This is a genomic window from Aeromonas molluscorum 848 (assembly GCF_000388115.1).
Classification (GTDB): Bacteria; Pseudomonadota; Gammaproteobacteria; order Enterobacterales; family Aeromonadaceae; genus Aeromonas; species Aeromonas molluscorum.
This window is the reverse complement of record NZ_AQGQ01000184.1, coordinates 1-7,383: the sequence shown is the minus strand read 5'-3', so window position 1 is coordinate 7,383 and position 7,383 is coordinate 1. Positions and strand designations below refer to the sequence as shown.

6 protein-coding genes are annotated in these 7,383 nt (G+C 63.3%); 4 read left to right on the top strand and 2 right to left on the bottom strand.

Features of this window, described 5'->3' with window-relative positions:
• Positions 1–124: 124 nt before the first annotated feature.
• Positions 125–1,747, bottom strand: a complete 1,623-nt coding sequence (locus G113_RS17665; RefSeq protein ID WP_005908046.1) for a carboxyl transferase domain-containing protein — start codon at positions 1,745–1,747, stop codon at positions 125–127.
• A 94-nt stretch (positions 1,748–1,841) separates the two neighbouring features.
• Positions 1,842–2,990: an isovaleryl-CoA dehydrogenase gene (locus tag G113_RS17660; protein ID WP_005908045.1), complete on the bottom strand. Its 1,149-nt coding sequence runs from the start codon at positions 2,988–2,990 to the stop codon at positions 1,842–1,844.
• Positions 2,991–3,232: 242 nt separating this feature from the next.
• Between G113_RS17660 and G113_RS17655 the strand changes: the two genes are divergently transcribed.
• The 4 genes from G113_RS17655 to G113_RS17640 form a co-directional block, all read left to right on the top strand.
• Positions 3,233–4,744, top strand: coding sequence for a CoA-acylating methylmalonate-semialdehyde dehydrogenase (locus tag G113_RS17655; RefSeq protein WP_005908044.1), 1,512 nt, complete (start codon positions 3,233–3,235; stop codon positions 4,742–4,744).
• 16 nt (positions 4,745–4,760) lie between these two features.
• Positions 4,761–5,918 carry an acyl-CoA dehydrogenase family protein gene (locus tag G113_RS17650; protein WP_005908043.1) on the top strand — a complete coding sequence of 386 codons (1,158 nt, stop codon included), beginning with the start codon at positions 4,761–4,763 and terminating at the stop codon, positions 5,916–5,918.
• A gap of 31 nt (positions 5,919–5,949) precedes the next feature.
• The gene (locus G113_RS17645; RefSeq protein WP_005908042.1) at positions 5,950–6,777 is read left to right on the top strand and encodes an enoyl-CoA hydratase; all 828 of its coding nucleotides are present in this window, start codon (positions 5,950–5,952) and stop codon (positions 6,775–6,777) included.
• A 47-nt stretch (positions 6,778–6,824) separates the two neighbouring features.
• A partial coding sequence (locus G113_RS17640; RefSeq protein ID WP_005908041.1) for an enoyl-CoA hydratase/isomerase family protein occupies positions 6,825–7,383 on the top strand: 559 nt, incomplete at its 3' end.

Genomic DNA, 7,383 nt, shown 5'->3' with positions numbered 1-7,383 from the left:
GAGCCGGGCGACAGAGCACCAGCTCCACCAGGAGGCCGCGCTGCTCCAGCCGATATCCGGCATCCGGGGTCACGGCACCGGGGGAGCCAGGGAGTGAGGTCATTGTGGTGTTCATCAGGGCTCCTTACATCCGGAAGATGCCGTACTGCTCTGGGGTGGCCAGGGGGCCCTGGCAGCGGGTCAGCGCCCCCTGGCAGGCGGCCAGGGCCAACGCGAGTACGGTGCGGCTCTGGGCCGGGTCGATGACGCCATCGTCCCAAAGCCGGGCACTGGCGTAATAGGGGTGGCCCTGGCGTTCATATTGATCAAGCACAGGAGTGCGGATAGCCTGCGCCTCCTGCTCGCCGAGGGATTCACCCTCGGCGGCCAGTTTGTCGCGGCGTACCTGCACCAAGACTCCGGCGGCCTGTTCGCCCCCCATGACGGAGATGCGGCTATTGGGCCAACTGAACAGGAAGTCGGGCTCGAAGGCGCGGCCACACATGCCGTAGTTGCCGGCGCCAAAGCTGCCTCCGGTGATCAGGGTGAGCTTGGGCACCCGGCTGCAGGCCACCGCAGTAACTAGCTTGGCGCCATGTTTGGCGATCCCTTCGCGCTCGGCCTGGCTGCCCACCATGAAACCCGTGATGTTTTGCAGGAACAGCAGAGGAATGGTGCGTCTGTTGCACAGTTGAATGAAGTGGGCCCCCTTCTGGGCGCTGTCGCTGTGCAGCACGCCATTGTTGGCGAGGATACCCACGTGCATGCCGCAGATGTGGGCAAAGCCAGTGACCAGGGTGGTGCCGTACAGCGCCTTGAACTCATCAAATTCCGAACCATCGACCAGGCGAGCAATGATCTCCCTTGCCTCCACGGGTCGCTTCAAGCTGGTACCGATCAGACCATAGAGCTCGTCGATGGGGTAGGCCGGTTCCCGATAAAGGAGGGGGGCGGCTGGCTGGTCGCCGCCCAGGTTGCTGACCAGGGTGCGGGCCAGTTGCAAGGCATGATCGTCATCTTGGGCCAGGTGATCGGCGACCCCTGAATGGGCGCAGTGCACCAGGGCACCCCCCAGATCTTCGGCGCTGATCTCTTCGCCGGTGGCGGCTTTGACCAGTGGCGGCCCGGCCAGGAAGATGGTGGCCTGCTGCTTGACCATGATGGATTCATCCGCCATGGCGGGCACGTAAGCGCCGCCTGCGGTGCAGAGTCCCATCACCACGGCGAGCTGGGGAATGCCCTGACCCGAGAGGCGAGCCTGGTTGTAGAAGATGCGACCGAAGTGATCCCGGTCGGGAAAGACCTCATCCTGCATCGGCAAGAAGGCACCGCCCGAATCCACCAGATAGAGGCAGGGGAGGCGCAGCCGCTCGGCGATGGCCTGGGCCCGCAGGTGTTTTTTCACCGTGAGCGGGTAATAGGTGCCCCCCTTGACGGTGGCGTCGTTGACGACCAGCAGGCAGAGCCTGCCCCTGATGCGGCCCAGCCCGGTGATGATGCCGGCGGCGGGGACGGTTTCGTCATAGACGCCCCAGGCCGCCAGGGCAGAGAGCTCGAGGAAAGGGGAGCCGGGGTCGAGCAGCCGATTGATGCGCTCGCGGGGCAGCAACTTGCCACGCCCGGTGTGGCGGGCCTGATTGACGGCGCCGCCCCCCAGGTTTATCTCATCCAGGCGATCGTGCAGATCCTCGACCAGGGCCCGCATGGCGGCCTTGTTGGCCTCATAGTCGGGGTTATGGGTGTCTAGCTGGGAGTGGATCTGGCTCATACGGACTCTCCCAAAAAGGTGTGAGGGCAAAGGTCTTCCCGGTGAGTCACAGCGCGGTCGGTGCGATGGTGTGCTGACTGGGCGTGCAACGGGTTCATGCAGACTCTCCCATCAGTTCGCGGCCGATGAGCCAGCGGCGGATCTCCGAGGTGCCGGCGCCTATCTCATAGAGCTTGGCGTCCCGCAGCAGGCGGCCGGTCGGGTATTCGTTGATGTAGCCATTGCCGCCGAGCAACTGGATGGCGTCCAGCGCCATCTGGGTGGCATTCTCCGCCGCAAGCAAGATGGCCGCGGCGCAATCCTTGCGGCTGGTCTGTTGCTGATCGCAGGCGTTGGCCACTGAGTAGACCAGGGCGCGGCTGCTGGCCAGGCGAGTGTACATGTCGGCCAGCTTGCCCTGCACCAGCTGGAATTCGCCGATGGCCTGGCCAAACTGCTTGCGCTCGCGCACATAGGGCAACACCACGTCCATGCAAGCCTGCATGATGCCAAGGGGACCGGCCGCCAGCACGATGCGCTCATAGTCGAGGCCGCTCATCAATACCTTGACGCCCCCGTGAAGCGGGCCAAGCAGGTTCTCTTTGGGAACCTTGCAGTTGTCGAACACCAGCTCGCAGGTACTGGAACCACGCATGCCCAGCTTGTCGAGTTTCTGGGCTGTGCTGAATCCCGGGGTACCCGCCTCGACGATGAAGGCGGATATCCCCTTGGCCCCGGCCTTGGCATCCGTCTTGGCGTAGATGACGAAAGTCTCGGCATCGGGGCCATTGGTGATCCACATCTTGTTGCCATTGAGGATGAAGTGATCGCCGCTCGCCTCGGCCATCAGCCGCATGCTCACCACATCGGATCCTGCTCCCGGCTCGCTCATGGCCAGGGCACCCACGTGCTTGCCGTTCACCAGATCGGGCAGGTAGCCCCTTTTCTGATCAGCAGTGCCGTGGCGATGGATCTGGTTGATGCACAAATTGGAGTGGGCACCATAGGAGAGCCCGACCGAGGCGCTGGCACGGCTCACCTGCTCCATCACCAGCACATGGGCCAGGTAGCCCAGTCCCACGCCGCCATACTCCTCGCCGACGGTAATGCCATGCAGGCCGAGATCCCCCATCAGCGGCCAGAGATCCCGGGGAAAGAGGTTGCTGCTGTCTATCTCGGCGGCGCGCGGCGCTATCACTTGTCGGCAGAAAGCGCCGACCTGTTCGGTCAGAGCCTGCAGGGTCTCATCCATCAATGGGGGCATAGCTATCTCCTTGCTGTCACGAGAGTGGATGGGCTCCGGGTAGGGGACAGGGCAGGCAACAACTGACGCCTGTGGTCGTCCTGACTGGTCAGTCCATTACCAGAGTTAGTTTACGTTAGCGTAAACGTAAATCAATTGTTAGTCTAAGGTAAAATCCCTTGTGGTAAGGGAACTGGCCACGCTGTTGCCAGCGTTATTTTGTGTAACCCAGTCGTCTGACAAGACTCAAAGGAGTGAGGAACATGACCAGCCATGTCACCCTGTACGGGGATCTGCCGCTCTACATCAACGGCGGGCCCCATGCCTCGACCACTGAGCAGTGGATAGAGGTGACCAATCCGGCGGATCAGAGTCTGCTGGCGCGGGCCCCCAAGGCCACAGCAGAGGAGGTCGAGCTGGCGGTGCGTACCGCCCATGACGCTTATCTGTTGTGGCGGGAGGTGCCTGCGCCGGAGCGTGCCCGGGTCATGTTCAACTACCAGCATCTGCTTAAAGTCCATCATGACGAGCTTGCGACCCTGCTGGCGCAGGAGACGGGCAAGAACTTTGCCGATGCCAAGGGGGATGTCTGGCGTGGCATCGAGGTGGTGGAGCAGGCCTGCGGCATCGCCAGCCAGACCATGGGGGAGACCATGGGCAATGTGGCACGTCGAGTCGACGGTCACTCCTGGGTGCAGCCGCTCGGGGTCTGCGTCGGTATCACGCCGTTCAACTTCCCGGCCATGATACCGCTGTGGATGTTTCCCCTGGCGGTGGCCTGCGGCAACGGCTTCGTGCTCAAGCCGTCGGAACAGGATCCCCTCACCCCCATGCGGCTGGCCGAGCTGTTTACCGAGGCGGGGGCACCTGCGGGCATCCTCTCCGTCATCCATGGCGGGGCCGAGCAGGTGGATGCGATCTTGATTCACCCGGACGTTAAGGCGGTCAGCTTTGTCGGCTCGGCCCGGGTTGGCGCTCATGTCTATCGCACCGCGACCGAAAACCTCAAACGAGCCCAGTGTTTCGTGGGGGCCAAGAACCACATGGTGATCATGCCCGATGCCAATAAGGGGCAGGTGCTGAGCAACCTGGTGGGGGCCGGGGTCGGCGCCGCCGGTCAGCGCTGCATGGCCATCAGCGTGGCCGTGTTCGTGGGCAGTGCCCGCGACTGGATCCCCGAACTTGCCGAGGCATTCGCCGCCGTGCGTCCGGGGGTCTGGGACGATCCGCAAGCCGCCTATGGTCCCCTCATCAGCCCGGAGGCCAGGGTGCGGGTGGAGAATCTGATTGAAGCGGGCAAGCAGGAAGGGGCCGAGTGTCTGCTCGATGGCACCCTGTGCGAGGTGGCGGGTTACCCGGTCGGCAACTGGGTGGGCCCCACACTGTTTCGCGGAGTGACGGCGCAGATGGGGCTCTATCGGCAGGAGATCTTCGGCCCGGTGCTCTGTTGCATGGAGGTCGACAGCTTGGATGAGGCGCTCGCTCTCATCAACAGCAACCCCTATGGCAACGGCACCTCCATCTTCACCAGTTGTGGCGCTGCGGCCCGCACCTTCCGCCATGAGGTGGCGGTAGGCCAGGTGGGCATCAATGTGCCCATCCCGGTGCCGCTGCCGTTCTTCTCCTTCACCGGGTGGCGCGGCTCTTTCTATGGGGATCTGCATGCTTACGGCAAACAGGCGGTGCGCTTCTATACCGAGACCAAAACGGTGACCGAGCGCTGGTTTGACGAAGATATCCCCACCGGCCCCAACATGACCATCAGCCTGCGTTGAGCGAGGACTCCTGACCATGAATTTTAATCTGACAGAGGATCAGCAGGCTTACTGCGATGCCGCCACCGCTTTTGCCAACGAGGCGTTCAAGCCCCATGCCGCCCGCTGGGACAGGGAGCATGAGTTCCCCATCCCCACTATCAAGCAGGCGGCGGCGCTGGGCTTTTGCGGCCTCTATACCCAGGAGCAATATGGCGGCCTGGGGCTGGCCCGGCTCGATGCCAGCCTCATCTTCGAACGTCTTTCCATGGGGTGTACCTCCACCACCGCCTATCTCACCATCCATAACATGGTGAGCTGGATGCTGGGTCGCTGGCTGCCCGCCGAGGTTGCAGAGGCGTGGGTACCGCGCCTAGCCAGCGGCGAGCTGCTTGGCTCTTATTGTCTCACCGAACCGGGGGCGGGATCGGACGCCGCCGCCCTCAAGAGCCGGGCGCTACGGACTGGGGATGAGTACCTCATCGAGGGGAGCAAGGTGTTCATCTCGGGGGCGGGCAGCACGGACGTACTGGTGGTGATGGCCCGCACCGGTGGCGAGGGGGCCGGGGGGATCTCCGCCTTCATGGTGCCCGCCGATACCCCCGGGGTGCGCTATGGCAAAGCCGAAGAGAAGCTCGGCTGGCACAGTCAGCCGACCCGGGAAGTGGTTTTTAATCAGGTGCGTATCCCCGCCAAATACCGACTGGGGGAAGAGGGGGAGGGGTTCAAGTTTGCCATGCAGGCCCTGGATGGCGGCCGCATCAATATCGCCAGCTGCTCCCTCGGCACGGCCCAGCAGGCCCTGGATGATGCCCTGACTTACGTGGCCGAGCGCCAGCAGTTTGGCCGACCCATTGGCGAGTTCCAGAGTGTGCAGTTTCGCCTGGCCGACATGGCGACCGAGCTTGCCGCAGCCCGCCTGCTGGTGCGCCAAGCCGCTGCCAAGCTGGACGAGAACAGCCCGGACAAGAGTGCCTGGTGCGCCATGGCCAAGCGTTTTGCCACCGACATCGGCTATCAGATCACAGATGAGGCCCTGCAACTCTTTGGCGGCTATGGTTATATCCGCGAATATCCCCTCGAACGCTATCTGCGCGATACCCGGGTACATCGCATCCTGGAGGGAACCAACGAAGTGATGCGACTCATCGTCGCTCGCCGCCTGCTGGCCAGTCCCTCAATGTGTTTGTTATAGAGGCAGGTTGCCCGTATACAAGGAAGATCCCATGACAAGGATACGGCTCGAATATCATGGCCACGTGGCCTACATCACCCTGGACAACCCACCGGCCAATACCTGGACGCTGGCCAGCCTGCGTGCCTTTGTGCAGATGATGGCCGAACTCGACGGCAAACCCGAGATAGTGGCCCTGGTTGTCCGGGGCGCCGGTGACAGATTTTTCTGCGCCGGTGCCGATCTCAAAATGTTTGCCGACGGTGACAGCCAGCATGCCGAGCAGGTGGCCGCAGCTTTTGGCGAGGCGTTCGAGGCCCTGGCCCGCTTTCACGGGGTCAGCATTGCCGCCATCACGGGGTTTGCGATGGGGGGCGGCCTGGAGGTAGCGCTGGCCTGCGATATCCGCATCGCCGAGCAGCAAGCCATCATGGGTCTGCCGGAGGCTTCGGTGGGGCTTTTGCCCTGCGCCGGTGGCACCCAGCGCCTGACCGAACTGGTGGGGCCGGGCTGGGCCAAGCGCCTCATTTTGTGCGCGGAAAAGGTCGATGCCACCCTGGCCTACGAGATAGGTCTGGTAGAGGAGGTGGTCAAGGCGGGTTGTGCCTGGGAGGCGGCTCGGCAGATGGCAAGCCATGCCGAGCGCCAAAGCCCGGCTGCCCTGCGCGCCTGCAAGCGACTCATCAACGAGGGGCGTCGCCGTCCCCGGGATCAAGCCCTGCCCATGGAACGCACGCTCTTCCTCGATCTCTTCCAGGATCCCAATCAGCAAGAGGGGGTGGCGGCCTTTCTCGAGAAGCGGGCGCCGCGCTGGCATTACGGTGTGCGTGACGACATCGGCGGTAATGGCCAGCACGAGCCAAGCAAGCAGACAGAGTGATGGCTGCAAGATGGGCAAAGACAGCCGCCTTGAGTGAGGAGCACGAGATGAGTGATGGGGTAAAGACACAGTTGCTGCCAACCCGAGATGGCCAATGGCTGGGGGTGCTGACCCTGGACAGTCCGGCGTCCCTCAATGCCTTGAGCCTGCCGATGATAGAGGCCCTGACACGCCAGTTACGTGGCTGGCAGCAAGATGGCAGCGTGTGCGCCGTGCTGTTGGAGGGGGCCGGGGAGAAAGCATTCTGTGCCGGGGGCGATATCCGCGCCTTCTACCATGAGCGTCAGCGCATGACGGACGCTGAGCTGGCCGGTTACGCTCGCGATTTTTTCGAACAGGAGTACCGACTCGATCTGCTGATCCATCACTACCCCAAACCGCTGATCTGCGTCGCCGACGGCATCTGCATGGGCGGCGGCATGGGTCTGTTTGCCGGGGCCCGTTTTCGACTGGTGACGGAGTTCAGCCTGCTGGCTATGCCGGAGGTGAGCATAGGCCTGTACCCGGATGTGGGGGCCAGCTGGTTTTTGAGCAGATTGCCGGGGCGTGTCGGACTCTGGCTCGGTTTGACCGGCGCGCGCATCAATGGCGCCGATGCGCTGGGAT

What these genes read in the sequence shown, in the direction of transcription:
- G113_RS17665 (WP_005908046.1), bottom strand. Translation starts at nt 1,747, where the DNA reads ATGAGCCAGATCCACTCCCAGCTAGACACCCATAACCCCGACTATGAG.
- G113_RS17660 (WP_005908045.1), bottom strand. Translation starts at nt 2,990, where the DNA reads ATGCCCCCATTGATGGATGAGACCCTGCAGGCTCTGACCGAACAGGTC.
- G113_RS17655 (WP_005908044.1), top strand. Translation starts at nt 3,233, where the DNA reads ATGACCAGCCATGTCACCCTGTACGGGGATCTGCCGCTCTACATCAAC.
- G113_RS17650 (WP_005908043.1), top strand. Translation starts at nt 4,761, where the DNA reads ATGAATTTTAATCTGACAGAGGATCAGCAGGCTTACTGCGATGCCGCC.
- G113_RS17645 (WP_005908042.1), top strand. Translation starts at nt 5,950, where the DNA reads ATGACAAGGATACGGCTCGAATATCATGGCCACGTGGCCTACATCACC.